Below are 17,818 nucleotides of genomic sequence, written 5' to 3'. Positions count from 1 at the left end.
AGGGCAATGCAGCTTGCGAACAATTGCCAGCCGTCATCGCAGACCGGGAAGCCATTAAGGGGGCGGTATAAACCACCCTCAAATCGCCCTCAAACAACCGGCACGGTACCCCCATCGATTACATACTCCGTGCCCGTAATGGTGGCTGCCAGCGGTGATGCCAGAAACGCAATCAGGTTGGCCACTTCTGCAGGCTTCGAGGGGCTGCCAATCGGGATGCCGCCCAGCGAATTCATGATGATCTGCTTGCCGCCTGCGTAATCGGTGCCTGTGTCGTGGGCAATCCGCTCGGCCAGCGCAACGGCGGCTTCTGTCTCGATCCAGCCCGGCGACACCCGTAACACCCGCACCCCTTTGGGTGACACTTCCTTGGACAAGCTCTTGCTATAGGTGGAGAGCGCCGCTTTGGCAGCCGCATAGGCCGTGGTCGATTCGGGCAGGGGGAGCTCACGCTGAATGGAGGTCACGTGGATAATCACCCCATCGCCCTGGGCCAGCATGCCGGGCAGCAGGGCGCGATCCAGCCGCACAGCGGGAAACAGGTTGATGTCGAGCTCTCGCTGCCACTCCTCCTCCCCAAGGGCAGCGAACCCGCCGCCGGGGGCGGATGAACCACCCAGTACGTGAACGATAATATCGACTCCGCCCAAGCGATCGTTGACCGCATCGGCCACCGTGGCACAGCCTTCGGCCGTCGTCAGGTCAGCAGTTACAAACAGCTCATCGGGCAGGTCAGCGGGGCTAGTACGGGCGGTTGTTAGCACATGCGCGCCTTCCTCGCGAAAGAGTGCCACCGCAGCCGCGCCAACCCCTTTGCTGCCACCGGTGATCAATACGCGTCGCCCGTTCAAGTTCAGGTTCATTAGTGGATCTCCAATGACTGGATTTGCGACTCGGCAAGCTGGAAAGCATGGTCCAGTTGCACCGGGCTGCCGGGGAAGTTGCCGGTCACGGTGGCAGTTACCACCATTGTGTTGCCTTGTTGGGAAACACTGACCACCATTGTGTTGCCTTGTTGGGAAACACTGACTGGTTCGACGCTATACTCAACCTTCTCGCGGGTGGCGCGCATCCACGCTTGAATAGCGGTGTGCCCGCGGTGCGTCTCGCCTTCGTCGAACACACAGGCATCTTGGGTAAAGCATTCTGCAATATGGCTAACATCCGCCCCGTTGCTGATGTGGAAATAAGTGCTGATCGCGTCTGGCAGTGACAAACTCATGATGGTCATCTCTCGCAAGGGTTAATATGCGAGAATCTTCTGCCTAGACTGACGCGTTATCAAGAACGCACAAAAAGGTAAGTGGCTCCCCCATGAGAAAGATTTATACGCCCGCTACCGCCGCAAGCGATGTGGAAAATGTATTAAAAATGCTGGAAGGGCGCTGGAAGCTCATTATTCTCTTTCATCTCTTCGATGGAAAAGTGCAGCGCTACTCCGATTTCGAAAAACTCATCCCCGATATCTCCCAGAAAATGCTCGCCCAACAGCTGCGCCAACTGGAAGCGGATGGCATCGTGGCCCGAAAGGTCTACCCCCAGGTGCCGCCGAAAGTGGAGTACCGCCTCACCGAATGGGGGCAAACGCTCTGCCCGGCGTTAGATGCTTTGCTGAAATGGGCCGAGCAGAAGGACCACTTCCAACAGCCAGCCGAACAGAACGATCAAGACACCGCCGCCACCCAATGAGAGCCGCCTAATGCACTATCGCGCCATGACCATCAACGACTATGACGCCGCCATTGCCCTGTGGAGCGAAAGTGAAGGCGTGCGGCTGCGCGATGCCGATTAACGCTTCAGTGAAGCTTGCGGGGGTTGGTCTCAATGGCACCTATTCTTAGCCACCCACACGCCTTCCCTGGCTCTAAAGATGTCCCTCAATTTTCACTGACATATATGGCTGACGAAAGTGGAAACTGGCGGTTGCCGCGCAAGCGTCTCAGGGCAAATGACCATCAGTTTTTTTGCCAATGCGGCATCACTGACCGGGATGGCACATAAGGTGCCCGCTTGAATCTCCTCTTCGACGCAAGCTGCCAGCACCAGTGATACGCCCAGGCCAGCTTTGACAGCCTGTTTAACCGCTTCGGTACTGCCCAGTTGCATTGAAACCTTCGGGAACGGCCCTCTTTCGCCAAAGAAGTTCGCCAGCAACCGGCCCGTACCTGTTCCGGGTTCACCGCCCAGCAGGCTCATTCCTGCGAGGGTTTTCCGGTCTATTTCATGCCATTCCGCACAGGGGTGATCGGGTGAAGTAATTAACACCACGGGCTCCTGTCGCCAATCCATTGCCTGGAAGCCAGGTTTCGGGTTCCACCACTCCATCACCGCAATATCCAGCTCGCCGCTGGTCAATTGTCTGGCAATGTTTGGATTGTTATCAATCACTAGGTCCAGCTCAGGTACCGTCGGAATGTTCTTGAACGTGCTCACGTAGGGCTGGAGCATGTAAATACCGATGTTAGAACTTGCCCCTACGCGTAAACGCGTACCGCTAACGACTTCTCGGGCACGCTCGTCCAGTTGCAACATACTAAGCGCTAGAGGCATAAGCGCCAGGGCTGCTTTGGTGGGCTCGCATCCCGTTTTACTGCGGCGTATCAACAGGGCACCTAGCTGCTCTTCGAGCTTTTGAATGTGCTGTGAAAGCGTGGGTTGTGCGATACCGAGAGCTTGGGCGGCGGCCTGAAAACGTCGATGCTGAACCAGTGTGGTAAAACTTTTCAGCCAGACCAAGTTCAGCATGGAGTTGTCTCAGTGATAGTGGGCGAATTAGCCGCATCCTGAGGGCGTTCTCCTTGTAACGCTTGCAGAATGTTGTCGGCAGCACGCTGTTCAATCATCAGCCGCACATCCTGGACGGCAGAGCCAATGTGTGCCGTGAATAGCGTGTTGGGATGTGCTCGCAAAGTGGGGCAAATCTCTTGCGGACGATCCTCTCGAGCCCAATCTTCCATTTCAAAAACATCCGCTGCGTAGCCGCCCAACTGCCCAGACTCCAATGCTTCCAAAACGGCAGCTTCCTGCACTACAGAACCCCGGCATGGGTTGATCAAATAGGCGCCTGGTTTCATCAGGGCCAAGCGCGCAGCGTTCATGGTATGCAGGGTTTGTTTATTGAGCGGCAGGGCCAAAATGACAATGTCGGCTTGCCCGAGCAGCTCTTCAAGCGACTTGCGCGCCACGCCAAGCGTTTCCTCCTCAGCAGCGGGCAAGGCATCTGGCTGAGAATACAGTAAGGTGGCCCCCCAGCCTTTGAGCCGTGTTGCCACAGACTTGCCGATGGGCCCCATGCCGACGATACCCACAGTGGCGTCTGCAATCCCAAGCCCATAGAACGTTGGCTGCCACCCCCTGAACTGGCCAGAACGAACATACTCGTCGGCTGCCCGAACATGTCGGATTAGGCTAATGGTTAGCCCTATGGTGAGCTCAGCCGTTGGCACTGTCAGCAAATCCGGTACGAAGGTCAGCCAAACGCCATGACGCGTACAGGCCTCCACATCGAAATTATCGTATCCCTTCAAGGCGGCGCCAATGACTTTCAGCTTGGGGCAGCCAGCCAGAAATTCCTCGCTGACCCGATCCGGCATAAACACCATCATGCCATCTGCGGTTGCCGCGCGGGCCTTTACCTCGGCGGCGGGTAAGGTAGTGTCTGACTGGTTGGTGATTAATTCACAGCTCTGTTCCAGCCTTTCCAGCACACTGTTATGTACCCGGTGGGTAATGAAAACCCTTGGTTTCATTTGATTTCCTTACTTGAATTTCTTACGAAGATGGCCGCTAAGGCTATCCACCATCGTCACCATAACGAGTATGACAATCAGGATGGCGCTGACTTCCTGGTACTGCATGACACGTAAAGAGCCCATTAGCTCGAAGCCGATCCCGCCAGCCCCCACCATGCCCATCACCGTAGAGGCGCGAAAATTGTATTCCCAGCGATAGATGGAAACATCGGCAAACTGCGGAAGAACCTGCGGCAGCACAGCGTGCCAGTGAACCTGTAATCGAGTTGCGCCAGCGGCATTGGCGGCTTCCACTGGGTCTGGGTCGACATGCTCAATCGCTTCGGCAAAGAATTTACCCACCATCCCGATGGAATGAAGGCCGAGCGCTAGCACGCCCGGCAAGGCGCCAAAACCCACTGCAGCAACGAAGATAATGCCCATAATCAGCTCGGGCACCGAGCGCAGAGCATTTAGCAACGTGCGGGTTACGTGGAAGACCACGGGATGGGGCGAGGTATTGCGAGCAGCCAGGAACGCCAGGGGCACGGAAGCGATGACCGCTATTGCCGTGCCAGCAATGCTCATGGCGAGCGTATCGACCAACGGAGACATCCAATCCCTGGCATTGGTGAAATCGGGCGGTAGCGATTCACCCAGCAGGGTGGCGATGGCAGGAACCCCGTTGGCTAGGGTGCGAAAATCCAGCAAGTCCACGTACCAACTAGCCAGGAGAACCACTGCCAGTAACGAGCCCACTTGGAAGAGCTTACTCCGCCAGCCGCGCGCGTGTTCGGCCAGCACCGCGTCAGGAGAAAATGAAGAAAGGGCCGGCGGATCCGTTTTGGTCTGATTCATAATGCCCCCTTACATCTTGGCGAAGTCAAGGTTGAGCAGACTACCCATTTCCCGGATCACATCGTAATCGGAGTCAGTGATAACGGCGAAACCTTCGGCTTTCAGGTTGCTCAGGATTTCTTCATCATCAATGCTAATGAAAGCGTCTTGTATCTCCTGCTTGAGTTCCGGGCTCAAGTTGGAACGCATCGCCCAGGGGTACTGCGGATACTCCCCACTGTGACCCAACACCCTAACCTTGCTGCGACCTATCAGGCCGCGGTCCATCACATGTTCAAAGATCACTTCCGATAGTCCCCCTGCATCTGCATTACCATTGGCAACGTTCACCGCCACGGCATCATGGGAGCCAACAAAATGGGCTTCATAGTCCTCTCCTGCTTCCAAACCAGCCGATTCAAGCAACACGGTTTTGGGAATCAGGTGGCTTGAAGTGGAGGCTCGGTCGCCATAGGCCATCTTCATGCCCTCGATATCGGCATAAGACTCAACGCCGGAATCGACATTGGCAATAATGATGGAGCGGTAGGTGGGCTTGCCATCCACAATCATGGCCGCAAAGGGTTCGATCTCGCTTTTGCTTTTTGCCATCACATAGGAGAGGGGCCCGAAGTAGGCGAGGTCGATGCGACCAAAACGCATGGCTTCGATCATGGAGGAGTAATCTGTAGTGACAATTAGCTCAATTTCTTTGCCAAGCGTGCTTTCAAGATAGTCTTTCAATGGCTGGTTGCGTTTGATCAGTTCAGAAGCGTTTTCATCAGGGAGCAGTGCGACTTTTAACAGGTCTGGGTTTGGATCAGGATCCGCAGCTAAGGCCGACACGGTCATTCCAGCCATAAGACAGATAGCGAAGAAAAAGCTGAATAGCGGTTTCATTGTGCAATCTCCAGTTTTATCGAAGGGGTATTCGCGGATTGAGGGGTGGGGTTGGTGGTTTCATCGGCTTCGGGCAAAACCCCTGGCGCACCGTGGTAAATCTCATCTAGGTGGCATTGCTGTAACTGTGCCGGGGCTGCATCGAAAACGATTTGGGCATTCGCTAGACCAATAATGCGGTCAGCAAACCGCTGGGCATATTCCAGCTGGTGCAGTGAAATGATGGCGGTAATACCATCTTCACGGCATATGTCTCGCAGTAATGTAAGCACTCGCTCAGAGGTTGCCGGGTCAAGGCTGGCCACTGGCTCGTCCGCCAGGATCATGGCGGGCTGCTGCGCCAAGGCACGAGCAATGCCCACGCGCTGCTGCTGCCCTCCGGAAAGCTGATCGACCCTGGTAAGCGCCTTCTCAGCCAGGCCTACGCGATCCAGGCAGTGCAGGGCAAGCTCCTGTTCCTGCCTGGGTAGCGGAAACAAACTGCGCCAGGTGCTGTGGTAAGCAAGCCGACCCATCAGCACATTCTGGAGCGCAGTGTGGCGTTCAATGAGCTGATGGTGCTGGAAAACCATGGCGGTTTTGCACCGATGGCGGCGTACCGTAGTAATGGTTTCGAGTGCACCTAGTTCAGCCGATATCACTTTGCCGGTGCTGGGCCGCACCAAGTGGTTGAGGGAGCGCAGTAACGTAGATTTACCTGCACCGGAAAGACCGAGTAGAACCGTAAACTCCCCTTTGTGGAAATCAACGGTGGTGGGTCGGAGTGCGAGAACATTCCCAGGATATGTCACCCCCATTTTCTCGATGCGGAGCATTAAGTCAGAGGATTGAACAGGCTCCATTGGATCACCTTCTGTAATGTATGAGCTCACTTGATTGTGACTCACAATGCAACGTTAGCGCTCCTAGGTGACAAAGCTGTGTCATGCAGATGATAAGTTAATGACCATCAAAGGGGGCGGGTAGCATGTAATGACATAAGAAATTGGCGCTTTATAAGTTAAAAAAATTTAATGTTTCTGTGCGCGTGCCGATAATGCATTTTGCTTGGTATCAAGATGCGTTGGGTCTAAACGCTTGAAGTTACCGAGATGGCTTCCACCTGCCCAATGCAACGCGCTGCGGGCTTTCACGAGATCCCCCATGCTACTTCTGAATCGAAGCGTTAAACTGCGGCTTGCCGTGAGTTTAGGCGCGTGTATCTTGATGTTAATTGTTGTCGGTATTATCGGTCTCTACAGTCTCAGCAAAACCAACGATGCCCTCAACAGGACTTATGAGGGGAACTTACTCACCTTGGGTGATCTTATTAAGGTCAACCAAGCACTGCTCGGCAACCGGGTTAAGATAACGGCCGAGCAGCGCGATCGAACCCCGGCATCTGCTATAACAACGAAACAAGAGGTTGCGGAAAACGATGCCATTATCGACGCCGCCTGGAATGATTACTTCCCTGAGCGTGTTTCTGGTGATCAAGAGCGTGCGGTAGCCGAAAGCTTTATCGTGTCGCTAGCCAGTCTGCGTGCCGGTATTGACGATATTAACGCGGCAATGATTGGCAATGATTATGACGCCGCCAGAGAGATAGCCACCACCACGCTACGTGCTGAATACCCTAAAGTGCTCACGGCGATTCAGGGCCTTATCGACCTTAACAGCGCCCAAGCCGCCGCCAATAACCAGCAGTCAGCAAGCGACTATGCTTGGACGCGCAACTTCGTTATAGGCGTTATGGTGGCGGCAATCATCTTCGGCATCCTGCTCTCAATGTGGTTGATTCGCGGCATCATGACGCCGCTGGGCAAGGCGCAAGCACTCGCCAATGCCATGGCTGAAGGCAGGCTCGATAACAACGTCGACGCTTCAGCCAAGGACGAGTTTGGCGTGATGCTCAGGGCGTTAAAGAGCATGGAAACCAAGTTCTCGCAGGTGGTCATGTCCGTTCGTAATAACGCCGAGTCCGTGAATGTCGCCGCCGATGAAATCGTGCTAGGCACCGACGATCTCAGTCGCCGTACTCAGGAGCAGGCCTCAAATATCGAAGAGACCGCGGCCTCGATGGACGAAATCACCTCGACCGTGCGCCAGAACGCCGACAACGCTTCCGAAGCCGACAAACTCGTGCACGATGTCAGCCAGCAAGCCAACGCCGGGGGCGAGATCGCAGGTCAAGCCGTCAAAGCGATGGAAGGCATCAACGCCTCAAGCCGCAAGATTGCCGGTATCGTCGGCTTGATCGATGAAATCGCCTTCCAGACGAATCTGCTGGCGCTGAACGCTTCAGTGGAAGCCGCCCGCGCGGGCGAGCAAGGTCGTGGCTTTGCAGTGGTGGCCAACGAAGTACGCAACCTGGCAGGGCGCAGTGCTGATGCCGCGAAAGATATCAAAAAACTCGTCGAGGACAGTATCGGCCAAGTCGACACCGGCTCAAACCTGGTCAACCAAGCAGGCAAGTCGCTCGAAGGTATCGTCCATGGCGTTAAGCGCGTCTCGGTGTTGATGGGTGAGATTGCCACTGCCAGCCGCGAGCAGTCCCAAGGTATCGAGCAGGTAAACACCGCCGTCTCGCAAATGGACAGTGTCACCCAGCAGAATGCGAGTTTGGTGGAAGAGTCCAGTGCGGCAGGGCGTTCATTGCAAAGCCAAGCGGAAGCGTTGTTGAAGGAGGTATCGTTCTTTAGAGGAGCGACCACCGGCCAAAACCAACGCGCGCTACCCGCAGCGCCAAGAGCGCGTGACAGCCAGCCGCGGGCCAACAAAGGCTTGCCGACTCACGTGGTTGGTGGCAAGCAAGACACCGAGAAATGGACTTCTTTCTAATCGCTAGCCGTTATGAAAAGCGCCCTCAGGGCGCTTTTTTTCTGAGCAATCAGCTAACACCTAATTGCTCATCAACTGTGCAATGATGGCCTATCGATAGTGAACGCCACCAAGGGGCCGTCATGAAAAAGCTCTTTTCACTGATGATTGTGCTGGTGTTGGCTGGCTGCGCCGCCATGGAGCCTCATGCGGAGCGTGACGTCCAGCGCGACGCCGGTCTGGCCATCCAGGAGATCTACGAGCAGGCGCTGCCGACGCTGTCCGAGGACAAGCAGCGCCACTTTGCCCAGCGGCTCTACCGCCTGACTGGCGAGCAGCGCTGGTGCGCCCTCAATCACGCCTACGGCGAGCGACTACTGGCGCGACTCGAGGAGGACATCGTCGGCCTGGCCGAGCCCGGGTACGCGGCTGCCCGCAGCCGGGCGATCGTTGCCGACTATTCGCAGCGCACTGCCAAGCAGCGTGCCCGGCGCGCCATGCTGAGTGAGTGGGAGGAGATCGCCTTCGCCCGGGGGCTGTTGTTCAGGCTGGTCCAGGCCGAGTACCACGGCCTGCTGCCAGCCATTGAGGACCACGAGCGGGCGCTGGGCTACCAGGCAGAAGTTGACTGGGCGGCCTTCCTGACCGACCCCGCGGTGATCGGGATCTATGCCGCTCAGGTGGCCAACTATAAGTACTTCCTTCACCAGCTCGGCGTGATGGACCTGCGCCGGGAGGTGGAAGAAGCCTTCCGACGCCACTACCCGCCTGATCGAGTTGCCGGGCTCAACGACGCCGAGTACCGTAACTGGCTCTATGGCCTGACCCACTTCGTCATCGCTGACAGTCGCTACTACCAGCGGAAGGTGGACCCGGAGGTGCACGCCTGGGTGCTGGAAGCGCTGGAACGGGAGACGGCCGGCATCATGGCCCGCGCCACGGCCGACATCCAGGCCGAGGTGGCGTTGGCCTTCCTGCTGGCCGGCCGCGAGGACCACCCGCTAGTGGGACGGGTGCGCGAGGCACTAATGGCGGCGATCGACCCGGACAGCGGCATCATTCCCTCGCCCGAGGGGGAAAAGGAGCTGGCGGGTGGTGAACACCGCAACGTTCTGGCGATCATGGTGCTGCGCTGGCCGGGCCGCCTGCATACAGGCCCCGACCTCTCGGACGCGCTTGGCGGGCGCTCAGCCGAATGCGATATTCTGCTCTATTCATTTGTGAATGGAGATAACCAGAACGTTTAACCAAGCTGCGCCTCAATCGCGACTTTATCGATCACCGACCAGACTTCCTGAATCTTATTATCGTGGAAGCGGTAGAATGCGTTCTCGCAAAACGTTACTTTTTTGCCATCCACCGCAAGGCCGAGGAAGCTACTTTTGGGGGTGACATCGAATCGCAGCCTGCACGCAACATGCGGTGAATCAACGGCCAGCAGCTCAATGTTAAAGTGAAGATCCGGCATCTGCTCGTAATCGGCTTCCAGCATGGCGCGATAGCCATCAACGCCTAGGCGCTTGCCGTTGTGGTGGACATCGTCATGCACGAACTGGCCAAGGTTCATCCAGTCCTGATTATTGAGGCAGGTGATGTAATCACGATAGGTCGCTTCCAGGTCACGTTTGTTCATCCTGGTTCTCCTTTCTTGGGCGGGCGTGAAGGCATTCGCCACGGCGCCACTGGCTAAGTATCATCATCAGCCTAAACCAAACCACAGAAGTCATCACTCATGCCGTGCCCACCTTGCCCCCATTGCCAATCCGAATTCGTCTATCAGGATCAACGCCTGTTCATCTGCCCCGAATGTGCCCACGAATGGAACCCTGCTGAGGCTGCGGCGGAAGACACCGTGACGGTAAAAGATGCCCACGGCACGCTGCTAGCGGAAGGCGATAAGGTAACGATGATCAAAGACCTCAAGGTCAAAGGCAGCTCACTGGTACTCAAGGTGGGCACCAAAGCCGTGATCAAGCGATTAATGGATAGCAAGGATCACCAACTAGACTGTAAGGTCGACGGCGTCGGCGACATGATGGTGACCGCCCACTTTGTGAAAAAAGCCTAAACCAGCCCAGGATACTTCTAGCCACCTAACGACGCCGTCAGCAATAACCATCCATCAAGGAGACACTAATGAAAGCCATCGTGTTTGACGTATTTGGCACTATTGTTGATTGGCGATCCAGCTTGATACATCAGTTCAGGGGGCTTGAGCAAGAACTGGGGATTGATCTACCCAGTGAAGAACTGGCGGATCAATGGCGTCAGCTTTATGCGCCTTCCATGGACAGGGTGCGCAGAGGGGAAATCCCCTGGACAGTATTAGATGAGCTGCATCGAGAAAGCTTAGGCTTTGTACGAAAAGTCTTATCTGCTAACTTTTCCTATGCAATAGCAGCATAGGGGAAAACGATGGTCGGACGTTACGAGATATCTGATGACGGTTGGGCACAGATTGAAGATATCGTCTCGCCTCCTCAAACCATGGGCAGGCCCAGACGCGATGACCGGCAAGTGCTCAATGGTATTTTCTGGATATTATGCTCGGGTGCCAAGTGGCGCGATTTACCTGAACGATATGGCCCCTGGTCTACCGCCTATGAACGTTTTCGCCAGTGGCGCGATGATGGCACTTTCGAGGCCATCTTGGCCCGCCTGCAGCTTCGGTTGCGTGAAGATGGGCTTATGGACTTGGATACATGGATGATTGATGCCACCTCAGTTCGAGCGACACGTGCTGCCGCGGGTGGCGCTAAAAAGGGGGCTCGAAAGAACCGGTAGATCATGCGCTTGGCCGTAGCCGCGGCGGCTTTACCACCAAAATTCACTTGGTATGTGACCGGCACGGCTGGCCTTTGAGCTTCACTTTGTCACCCGGCCAACAAGCAGATTCTCGACACTTCATCTCTACCTTAGAAAGGATTCATCTGCCAGGTAGAACGGGGCGGCCCCGTAAGCGTAGTCGCTACATCGTGGCGGATAAAGGCTATGACAGCGATGAGCTACGCCACTATTGTGACAGGCACGGTATGAAGCCCGTGATAGCTCAACGTGATATGCATCGAAGAGCCCGTCCTGGATTACCAAGACGGTTTGATAAACATAAATATCGGCAACGCAATGCAGTAGAGCGCTGCTTTGGTTGGCTGAAAGAGTTACGCCGAATCGCCACACGATATGAAAAGTTAGCCAGTAGCTTTAGAGCGATGGTATGCGTCGCGTGCATCGACCGTTGCTTGCGAGCCAACTTTTCGTACAAAACCTAGTCAAGCTACTCGATCAACAGGGGATTGCGCTAGACGAAGCGACCATTGATCGCGTCAATCACTTTTGGCACCAATTAGAACCCTGGCCAGATGTACCACAGGGCCTACAGCGCCTGAAAGAGCACGCCATCATCGCAACGTTGACCAACGGTAATGTCTCATTAATGGTCGATGTTGCCCGTCACGCCAAGCTACCGTGGGATATGATTTTTTGCGCCGAGTTATTCGAGCACTACAAGCCTGACCCGGAGGTTTATTTAGGGGCTTGCCGCTTGCTACGCCTACCGCCGGAAGAGGTAATGCTGTGCGCGGCGCATAATGCTGACCTGCGTGCTGCCCGTGCATTGGGACTGAAAACGGCGTTTATCCCCCGTCGCACAGAGTATGGGCCCCACCAAAGCAAAGATTTAGACGCAGAAGAAGCGTGGGATTTTGTGGCTGAAGACCTTGTCGCGTTGAGCGAGCAACTAGGGAAATAACAATGGAACTCTACCTAAACGCCACCTCGCCCTATGCGCGCCTGGTGCGCATCGTATTACTGGAAAAAGGCTTGGCGGACGCCGTGACGCTGAAGTGGTGCGACCCCTGGGCAGACGATGCCGATCTGTTAAAGGCCAACCCCGCCGGGCGCATTCCGGCGCTGATAACGGAGGAGGGAACCACACTTAGCGAATCCATGCTGATTGCCGTTTACCTGGATAGCGTAAGCCCCAACCCGCCAATGCTGCCAGCCGCCAGCCTGGGGGATGTGCTGCACTTGGCGGGGCTGGGCCAAAACCTGATGGATGCCGCGTTCACGACCGTGATTGCCAGAAAGCATGTTGGCAACGAGATTGACGAGAGCGAGCTAGGCCAGCGTCGTTCGCGAGCTATTCAGCGGCTGTTGAGTCAGTTGAACAGTGAGCTTGGGGAAAAACAGCAAGGCTCATCCATCAATCTTGGTGAAATCGCCATTGCGGTGGCGCTGGATTATCTAGCTTTCAGGCTGCCAGATGTGAACTGGAAAGAAGAGCATTCGCAGCTTCAGGCATGGCATGCTGGCGTTACTGCGCGAGAGAGCTTTCAGCAGACGTCTTTCTGTTAGGATTTTCTATCAGGAGAAGTGGGGCCAAGCGTGTTTACCTAGCGAGCATGAACGGGCTTGCCGCGAAACATGAGTAATGTGCGATTAAAAGCTAATCCTACAGGGTGTTACAGGTTAATAAAAAATCATCTTCTAGTTGCTTACTGAATATTTTCTTGATGAAGTGAACAAAATATTCTGTTTCGAGGCACTTCAAGATGAAACTGATAGGCTATGCATACCTTCACGAGCATTTAGCCTTGGGAGTATGCCCGCCCAAACACCCCGCGCGGGTTCGTCCCGTGACGCGCATCATGACTATGGGGGACGAGATAGCGGTACCCGCAGGACGAGCCCCGGATGCCTCACTGCTCGCTCATCTGGTGTTTGCGCTGAAACACGAAGGGATAGACCTTGCCATACTGGCAGGTACTTTGCCCCATCTGCCCACAGAAGAGTTACAAGAGGCCTTACAAAACTCGCCAAACGGCATTTATTTGAGGAAGTTAGCGCATCTATATGAAGCGATGGTCAAACGCTTGCCGTTTGATATCGCTGTCAGCGGTCGGGCAGTGCCTCTCTTCGATCCTGAGCATTATATTGTCGGCCCCTCGGTACGGGATAGCCGTTGGCGAATCGATTTCAATGGTCTAGGCACGTTGGGCTACTGCGCCACTGTACGTCGAACCTCGGTTATTACGGCGCTTTTAGAAGAAGATATCCTGGGGCAAGCTTCCACTTTTATGGCTTCATTGCCCACGGGTATGCTTGATCGTGCAATTCAGTGGGCATATTTGAGTGAAACTCAGTCCTCGTTCGCGATCGAACAGGAGTCGCCATCGCCAGATAAGCAACAGCGCTTCATGCAACTGCTGCGCCAAGCCCATGAACGTAGACCGCTGACAGAAGCCTACCTCGTCGAACTTCAAAACAGCGCTATCAGTAATCCTTTCGACAAAGCCGTCACCTTTCGCCATGAGCAAAACTACTTGCACAATGGCTTACCCGGAGCGCTAGGCGTCAGCTATCTGCCACCCCCGCCAGCGCTTTGTGATGAGCTGATGAATTGGCTAATGACCTGGGCCAATCAAGATTCAGAAAAGGGGATAGCAGACGGCGTTTCGCCACTGGTGGTGGCAGCGGTGCTCTCCTTTGGATTTGTTTTTTTACACCCTTTCATGGACGGCAACGGACGCATCTCGCGGTTTCTGATACACCATACGTTATGCCGAAAGGGAGGGTTGGATCGCGACAGTCTTTTACCTATTTCGGTTGCCATGAAGCGTCATGAAACAGAGTACTTGGCTGCTCTCGAAGCGTTTTCAAAGCCCACCCGAGAGCATTGGAACGTCACCTGGATAGATGCTGATCAATATGACTTTCACTTTAAGGGGTTGGACGCCCTGTACCGTTTTTGGGATGCGACAGAGGCGGTGGCATTTTTACTAAAAATGGCAAAAGCAGCTTTGGAAGACGAGCTAAAAGCCGAGGCTCACTACTTGGCGTGTTTCGATCATGTGTATGCTGCAATAAACGAAGCTTACGATATTCGTGGTAGCGATTTGGCGCGCTTGGTCATGATGTGCCTGAGCAATGAGGGTCGTCTTTCAAACAACCGCCGTAAACAATTTCGCTATCAAGTGGCTGACGAGGTACTTGATGCTATCGAAGCCGAAGCGCTTACAGTGCTTGAGGCGCACCAAAATGAACAAGCGCCTCCTGATTAAACGACGCCTCGACCTGCAAGAGCGGCGCTGCGCTTATTTCATCAAGCAAACCAAGGAGCGGTATGCACTACGAAGAGCTAAACGGCCCTGCTGAGCAAAACGACCACGATGCGCCACGCTTTACGACCCCCGCCGGGGAGATTATCGGCTGGCGGGATAACGGCGTTATTCGCGCCACGGGCATTCGCTACGCCCGTGCTCAGCGTTTTTGCGCCCCAAAAGATGAGCCGCCATCGACCACGCCTATCCAGGCTACTCAGTGGTCACCGGCCTCGCCGCAAAACACCATCCCAGAGCTGAATGAAGCATTAGGCGTTACCGAACAGGAGTTCCACGCCGTTGAGGGCGAGCTGCATTTATCGGTCACCCAGCCGGATAACCCCGCTAAAGCGCCGCGCCCGGTAATGGTATGGATTCACGGTGGCTCTTACGTGTTTGGCGCCGGGGATCTTGCGGTGTTCGACGTGCGCCCGCTGGCACTCGAAGGCAATCTCATTGTGGTTTCGGTCACCTACCGGCTTGGCCTGTTGGGTTTTCTGGGCGGCTACGCCAACCGCCCCGCGAACCTGGGGCTGCTCGATATGATCTCGGCCCTGCGCTGGATCAACACCAACATTGCGGCCATGGGCGGCGACCCAACCAATGTCACGCTATTTGGCCAGTCCGCCGGGGGCGATGCAGCGGCGCATCTGATGATTTCCGAGGGCACCGAAGGACTTTTTCAGCGCGCCATTATTCAAAGCGCGCCGCTGGGCATTAGCCGTGGCCGAGCAAAAATGAATGCCAAGATGGGCCAAAAAGCCGCCACTTTAAAAGACAATGCGCCTATTAATGAGCTTTTGCGCGTACAGACCCAGGTGGCTGAATCCGCCCGCGGCTTTGGCCTAAAAGCGGCCATGCCGTTTGGCACCCAGTACGGCCACTACCCGCTGCCCAGTGAAGCCCAGACCGATGCGGCCTGGCGTCGCGCGGCCGCAAAAATCGACCTGTTTATGGGCTATACCGCGGAAGAGAACACGCTGTTTGTGGTGATATCGCCGAGCCTGACGCGGTTACGTAACACGCCCTTAGTGGGGGAGGCGCTCAATAAAGCGATGGTGGCCGTCACCACACGCTCAGTCTATATCCGCGATGCGCATAAGTTTGCCCGCCGCCACGCCCAGGCAGGTGGGCGCGCTTACCTGTATCGGCTGGACTGGTGCAAGGGCCGCTATCCGTTTGGCGCCACCCACACAATCGACCTGCCGCTGCTACTGGGCGAGCCATCCAGCTGGCAACATGCCGATTTGGTAAAAGGCGTGGACGAGACCACTTTGCTGGAACATGGCCAACGCATGCGTGCGCTATGGGCCGACTTCGCGCGCAACGGTCAGCTTCCGGCCACCGGCCATATCGAGCCCCAGGTGCTTGAGTGGTGGGAGGTAAGCTAGCGCTAGCTCATCTTGAAAATGGGGATGCCAGACTACTGCTGGGTAATAGCAGTTAAACTGCTAGCCCAGCGCGATAGCATCGTTCTTATACAGGCTAAAAAAAGGATTACCTACTCGATGAAAGCATTTCAAATTGGCGAACAACACAGCACCAACACCTTAAGTGAGAACCTATCGCAGGTCCTGGAGAAGCCATCATTGCGCCACGATTAGTCAGCCTAATCAGCCGAGACATACAAATACTCACCGGCACCTACGGCCCATTACAAGACCCTAAGCGCGTGCCTGGCACAGAAGGCGTGGGCGATGTGATTGCCGTTGGCGAAGGCGTAACAGAGGTCAGCGTTGGCGACCGCGTGGTGTGTGGTCACTTTGCTAACTGGCACGAAGGCCCTTTCAGTGCCAATATTTTCTCCCACGACATTGGCATCACCCACGACGGCTGGCTAGCTGAAAAAATCCTGCTGCCTGCAGCGTCACTCATTCGCTTACCTGACAACATCCCAGATCAAGACGCAGCGGTTCTCGCATCCGCAGGGCTAACCGCTTGGAACGCACTGGTAGAAACCTCCAACATAAGAGCGGGCGACCTCGTGCTGTGCCTTGGCACTGGGGGCGTGTCTTTAGCCGCGTTAAAAGTAGCGAAAATGCACGGTGCGCGAGTAGCGATCACCTCATCAAGCGACGAGAAACTCAGCGTTGCTCGTGAACTGGGTGCCGACATCACCATCAACTACAAACAATACCCAGATTGGTCTGTCGAGCTAATGAAGCAAACTAACGACCAAGGCGCCGACATCATCGTCGAAACCGGCGGGCAAGACACCCTAGGCCACTCCGTTGCCGCGGCGGCTGTTAATGGTCGAATCGTTATCATCGGCGTTACCCCAGGACAGAACTCACCGATCCCCAACTACATCAGCTTCATCACCAAAAACATCACCATCAAAGGCATCGCCAACGGCAGCCGCGCCATGTTCGTCAACTACATCAACGCACTGGCAGCAAACGACAGCACCGCCTTCATCAGCAAAACCTTTGACTTTGACGACGCCCCAGAAGCCTACCGCTTCCAAGCTGCCGCCAAACACATCGGCAAAGTACTGATCAAATTCTAATCACGACGCAGTCAACTGAGGCTCATCCACCAACACCGAGTCACGCAACGTTTCAGCGAAGCTTGCCAGTGCGGGTGTCCAGGTTTCTGGTTCGGGGGCGACAAAATAGGTATCGATATTGGCGATGGACGTGGGCAGTTCCAGCGTATGAATCCCGAACCGGTGCTGGTGGGCTTCAACCGTCCCACGGGGGAGTACCGTGTAACCCATTCCGGCAGCAACGCAGCCAAGCATCGCGTCCAGGGAGCCGAACTCGAAGATCCGCCCTGCATTGACGCCATGGGAGGCCAGCAACAGCTCGATACGCTGGCGGTAGCTGCACCCCTGGCGAAACGCCAAAAAGGCAGACGTCAGCAGCGCTTGTGAAGAGGGCATCTTCGTCATCGGCGTTGAGCCGACTAAGACAAGCTGCTCGCTAAACGCTTTGAGCGAATGGTAGCGGCCATGCTCGAGCCGACCGGCCACGAAAACACAGTCCACCTGCCCGTTAAGCAACAACTCGACCAGCTCAGCCGTGGGCCCGGTCTTGAGCTGGATATCAACGTCAGGCTGTGCTGCGTGGTACGCCGCCAGTATCGGCGGAAGGCGCAATGCCGTTGTGGTCTCCATGGCGCCTATGCGTAGCCGCCCACACGCCTTCTCCTGGCCTTTGAACAGCGACACCGCTTCATCGTGGGCCGACAGCATGCGCTCGGCGTACTCCACCAGCGCCAACCCGGCACTCGTAGGGCGAACCCGCCCCGCACGGTGAATCAGCTGTACGCCTAACTCCTCCTCGAGTTTCTTAATGTGGGTGGTCACATTGGATTGCACCGTGTGCAGCCGTTTGGCCGCCGCCCCAAAACTGCCGGTGTCGGCCACGGCTACGAGCAGTCGCAGCGATTTAAGTTGCACGCGCCGTCTCCCTGTCAGGTTATCTATAAACAAGATAGTAGCGATCAAAA

Annotated in this window: 20 protein-coding genes; 11 read left to right on the top strand and 9 right to left on the bottom strand. The window is 55.7% G+C overall.

Going from position 1 to position 17,818, the window contains the following annotated elements:
* Positions 1–89: 89 nt before the first annotated feature.
* Together ACWI0H_RS14790 and ACWI0H_RS14785 are read right to left on the bottom strand one after the other, a co-directional pair.
* Positions 90–863 carry an SDR family oxidoreductase gene (locus tag ACWI0H_RS14790; protein WP_485873813.1) on the bottom strand — a complete coding sequence of 258 codons (774 nt, stop codon included), beginning with the start codon at positions 861–863 and terminating at the stop codon, positions 90–92.
* Positions 863–1,222 (bottom strand): nuclear transport factor 2 family protein, encoded by a 360-nt coding sequence (locus tag ACWI0H_RS14785; RefSeq protein ID WP_485873812.1) that lies wholly within the window; start codon positions 1,220–1,222, stop codon positions 863–865. Before ACWI0H_RS14785 ends, ACWI0H_RS14790 begins: the two co-directional genes overlap by 1 nt.
* A 92-nt stretch (positions 1,223–1,314) precedes the next feature.
* Between ACWI0H_RS14785 and ACWI0H_RS14780 the strand changes: the two genes are divergently transcribed.
* Entirely contained in the window at positions 1,315–1,689 is a 375-nt protein-coding gene (locus tag ACWI0H_RS14780; RefSeq protein WP_176301976.1) for a winged helix-turn-helix transcriptional regulator, read from the top strand.
* Between the two features lie 195 nt (positions 1,690–1,884).
* On the opposite strand, the gene ACWI0H_RS14775 is transcribed toward ACWI0H_RS14780, so the two are convergent.
* Genes ACWI0H_RS14775 through phnC form a run of 5 tightly spaced genes read right to left on the bottom strand, consistent with a single transcriptional unit; the run spans position 1,885 to position 6,310 of the window.
* Complete coding sequence (locus tag ACWI0H_RS14775; protein WP_485873811.1) at positions 1,885–2,745, bottom strand: LysR family transcriptional regulator; 861 nt, start codon at positions 2,743–2,745, stop codon at positions 1,885–1,887.
* Complete coding sequence (locus ACWI0H_RS14770) at positions 2,739–3,749, bottom strand: phosphonate dehydrogenase (RefSeq protein ID WP_485873810.1); 1,011 nt, start codon at positions 3,747–3,749, stop codon at positions 2,739–2,741. Before ACWI0H_RS14770 ends, ACWI0H_RS14775 begins: the two co-directional genes overlap by 7 nt.
* 9 nt (positions 3,750–3,758) lie before the next feature.
* Positions 3,759–4,589, bottom strand: coding sequence for a phosphonate ABC transporter, permease protein PhnE (gene phnE / locus ACWI0H_RS14765; RefSeq protein ID WP_176301979.1), 831 nt, complete (start codon positions 4,587–4,589; stop codon positions 3,759–3,761).
* A 9-nt stretch (positions 4,590–4,598) separates the two neighbouring features.
* Complete coding sequence (gene phnD, locus ACWI0H_RS14760) at positions 4,599–5,468, bottom strand: phosphate/phosphite/phosphonate ABC transporter substrate-binding protein (RefSeq protein WP_485873809.1); 870 nt, start codon at positions 5,466–5,468, stop codon at positions 4,599–4,601.
* A complete protein-coding gene (gene phnC, locus ACWI0H_RS14755) occupies positions 5,465–6,310 on the bottom strand; it encodes a phosphonate ABC transporter ATP-binding protein (protein ID WP_336274044.1) in 846 nt (281 codons plus the stop codon). Before phnC ends, phnD begins: the two co-directional genes overlap by 4 nt.
* 301 nt (positions 6,311–6,611) lie before the next feature.
* Here phnC and ACWI0H_RS14750 point away from each other — a divergent pair, with 301 nt between their 5' ends.
* Together ACWI0H_RS14750 and ACWI0H_RS14745 are read left to right on the top strand one after the other, a co-directional pair.
* Complete coding sequence (locus ACWI0H_RS14750; protein WP_485873808.1) at positions 6,612–8,288, top strand: methyl-accepting chemotaxis protein; 1,677 nt, start codon at positions 6,612–6,614, stop codon at positions 8,286–8,288.
* Positions 8,289–8,410: 122 nt separating this feature from the next.
* A complete protein-coding gene (locus ACWI0H_RS14745; protein ID WP_485873807.1) occupies positions 8,411–9,514 on the top strand; it encodes a DUF3541 domain-containing protein in 1,104 nt (367 codons plus the stop codon).
* On the opposite strand, the gene ACWI0H_RS14740 is transcribed toward ACWI0H_RS14745, so the two are convergent.
* Complete coding sequence (locus ACWI0H_RS14740) at positions 9,511–9,900, bottom strand: ester cyclase (RefSeq protein ID WP_485873806.1); 390 nt, start codon at positions 9,898–9,900, stop codon at positions 9,511–9,513. The two genes, ACWI0H_RS14745 and ACWI0H_RS14740, sit on opposite strands and share 4 nt — an antisense overlap.
* Positions 9,901–9,999: 99 nt before the next feature.
* On the opposite strand from ACWI0H_RS14740, the gene ACWI0H_RS14735 reads away from it, so the two are divergent.
* From ACWI0H_RS14735 to ACWI0H_RS14700, 8 genes are all read left to right on the top strand, one after another.
* A complete protein-coding gene (locus ACWI0H_RS14735; protein WP_339935700.1) occupies positions 10,000–10,335 on the top strand; it encodes a zinc ribbon domain-containing protein YjdM in 336 nt (111 codons plus the stop codon).
* Positions 10,336–10,403: 68 nt separating this feature from the next.
* The gene (locus ACWI0H_RS14730; protein WP_485873805.1) at positions 10,404–10,673 is read left to right on the top strand and encodes a hypothetical protein; all 270 of its coding nucleotides are present in this window, start codon (positions 10,404–10,406) and stop codon (positions 10,671–10,673) included.
* A 9-nt stretch (positions 10,674–10,682) separates the two neighbouring features.
* A protein-coding gene (locus ACWI0H_RS14725; RefSeq protein WP_485873804.1) for an IS5 family transposase occupies positions 10,683–11,536 on the top strand; the annotation gives its coding sequence in 2 pieces (ribosomal slippage) (positions 10,683–11,025 and positions 11,025–11,536; 855 coding nt in all).
* Complete coding sequence (locus tag ACWI0H_RS14720) at positions 11,482–12,015, top strand: haloacid dehalogenase type II (RefSeq protein ID WP_485873803.1); 534 nt, start codon at positions 11,482–11,484, stop codon at positions 12,013–12,015. Before ACWI0H_RS14725 ends, ACWI0H_RS14720 begins: the two co-directional genes overlap by 55 nt.
* A gap of 2 nt (positions 12,016–12,017) precedes the next feature.
* Positions 12,018–12,620, top strand: coding sequence for a glutathione S-transferase N-terminal domain-containing protein (locus ACWI0H_RS14715; protein WP_336274042.1), 603 nt, complete (start codon positions 12,018–12,020; stop codon positions 12,618–12,620).
* A 197-nt stretch (positions 12,621–12,817) separates the two neighbouring features.
* Entirely contained in the window at positions 12,818–14,326 is a 1,509-nt protein-coding gene (locus tag ACWI0H_RS14710) for a Fic family protein (RefSeq protein WP_485873802.1), read from the top strand.
* Positions 14,327–14,388: 62 nt separating this feature from the next.
* Positions 14,389–15,756, top strand: coding sequence for a carboxylesterase family protein (locus tag ACWI0H_RS14705; protein WP_485873801.1), 1,368 nt, complete (start codon positions 14,389–14,391; stop codon positions 15,754–15,756).
* Between the two features lie 173 nt (positions 15,757–15,929).
* A complete protein-coding gene (locus ACWI0H_RS14700) occupies positions 15,930–16,874 on the top strand; it encodes a zinc-dependent alcohol dehydrogenase family protein (protein WP_485876242.1) in 945 nt (314 codons plus the stop codon).
* On the opposite strand, the gene ACWI0H_RS14695 is transcribed toward ACWI0H_RS14700, so the two are convergent.
* Positions 16,875–17,768, bottom strand: coding sequence for a LysR substrate-binding domain-containing protein (locus tag ACWI0H_RS14695; protein WP_485873800.1), 894 nt, complete (start codon positions 17,766–17,768; stop codon positions 16,875–16,877). It lies immediately after the preceding gene.
* Between the last annotated feature and the right edge of the window lie 50 nt (positions 17,769–17,818).

The sequence above is a fragment of the Halomonas sp. NYA30 genome (assembly GCF_976980765.1).
The sequence above is the reverse complement of the archived record's forward strand: the minus strand, read 5'-3'. Positions and strand labels throughout refer to the sequence as shown.

Bases quoted from the DNA above. Each gene is read 5' to 3' on its own strand.
- ACWI0H_RS14790 (WP_485873813.1), bottom strand. From the start codon at position 863: ATGAACCTGAACTTGAACGGGCGACGCGTATTGATCACCGGTGGCAGC.
- ACWI0H_RS14785 (WP_485873812.1), bottom strand. From the start codon at position 1,222: ATGAGTTTGTCACTGCCAGACGCGATCAGCACTTATTTCCACATCAGC.
- ACWI0H_RS14780 (WP_176301976.1), top strand. From the start codon at position 1,315: ATGAGAAAGATTTATACGCCCGCTACCGCCGCAAGCGATGTGGAAAAT.
- ACWI0H_RS14775 (WP_485873811.1), bottom strand. From the start codon at position 2,745: ATGCTGAACTTGGTCTGGCTGAAAAGTTTTACCACACTGGTTCAGCAT.
- ACWI0H_RS14770 (WP_485873810.1), bottom strand. From the start codon at position 3,749: ATGAAACCAAGGGTTTTCATTACCCACCGGGTACATAACAGTGTGCTG.
- phnE (WP_176301979.1), bottom strand. From the start codon at position 4,589: ATGAATCAGACCAAAACGGATCCGCCGGCCCTTTCTTCATTTTCTCCT.
- phnD (WP_485873809.1), bottom strand. From the start codon at position 5,468: ATGAAACCGCTATTCAGCTTTTTCTTCGCTATCTGTCTTATGGCTGGA.
- phnC (WP_336274044.1), bottom strand. From the start codon at position 6,310: ATGGAGCCTGTTCAATCCTCTGACTTAATGCTCCGCATCGAGAAAATG.
- ACWI0H_RS14750 (WP_485873808.1), top strand. From the start codon at position 6,612: ATGCTACTTCTGAATCGAAGCGTTAAACTGCGGCTTGCCGTGAGTTTA.
- ACWI0H_RS14745 (WP_485873807.1), top strand. From the start codon at position 8,411: ATGAAAAAGCTCTTTTCACTGATGATTGTGCTGGTGTTGGCTGGCTGC.
- ACWI0H_RS14740 (WP_485873806.1), bottom strand. From the start codon at position 9,900: ATGAACAAACGTGACCTGGAAGCGACCTATCGTGATTACATCACCTGC.
- ACWI0H_RS14735 (WP_339935700.1), top strand. From the start codon at position 10,000: ATGCCGTGCCCACCTTGCCCCCATTGCCAATCCGAATTCGTCTATCAG.
- ACWI0H_RS14730 (WP_485873805.1), top strand. From the start codon at position 10,404: ATGAAAGCCATCGTGTTTGACGTATTTGGCACTATTGTTGATTGGCGA.
- ACWI0H_RS14720 (WP_485873803.1), top strand. From the start codon at position 11,482: ATGCGTCGCGTGCATCGACCGTTGCTTGCGAGCCAACTTTTCGTACAA.
- ACWI0H_RS14715 (WP_336274042.1), top strand. From the start codon at position 12,018: ATGGAACTCTACCTAAACGCCACCTCGCCCTATGCGCGCCTGGTGCGC.
- ACWI0H_RS14710 (WP_485873802.1), top strand. From the start codon at position 12,818: ATGAAACTGATAGGCTATGCATACCTTCACGAGCATTTAGCCTTGGGA.
- ACWI0H_RS14705 (WP_485873801.1), top strand. From the start codon at position 14,389: ATGCACTACGAAGAGCTAAACGGCCCTGCTGAGCAAAACGACCACGAT.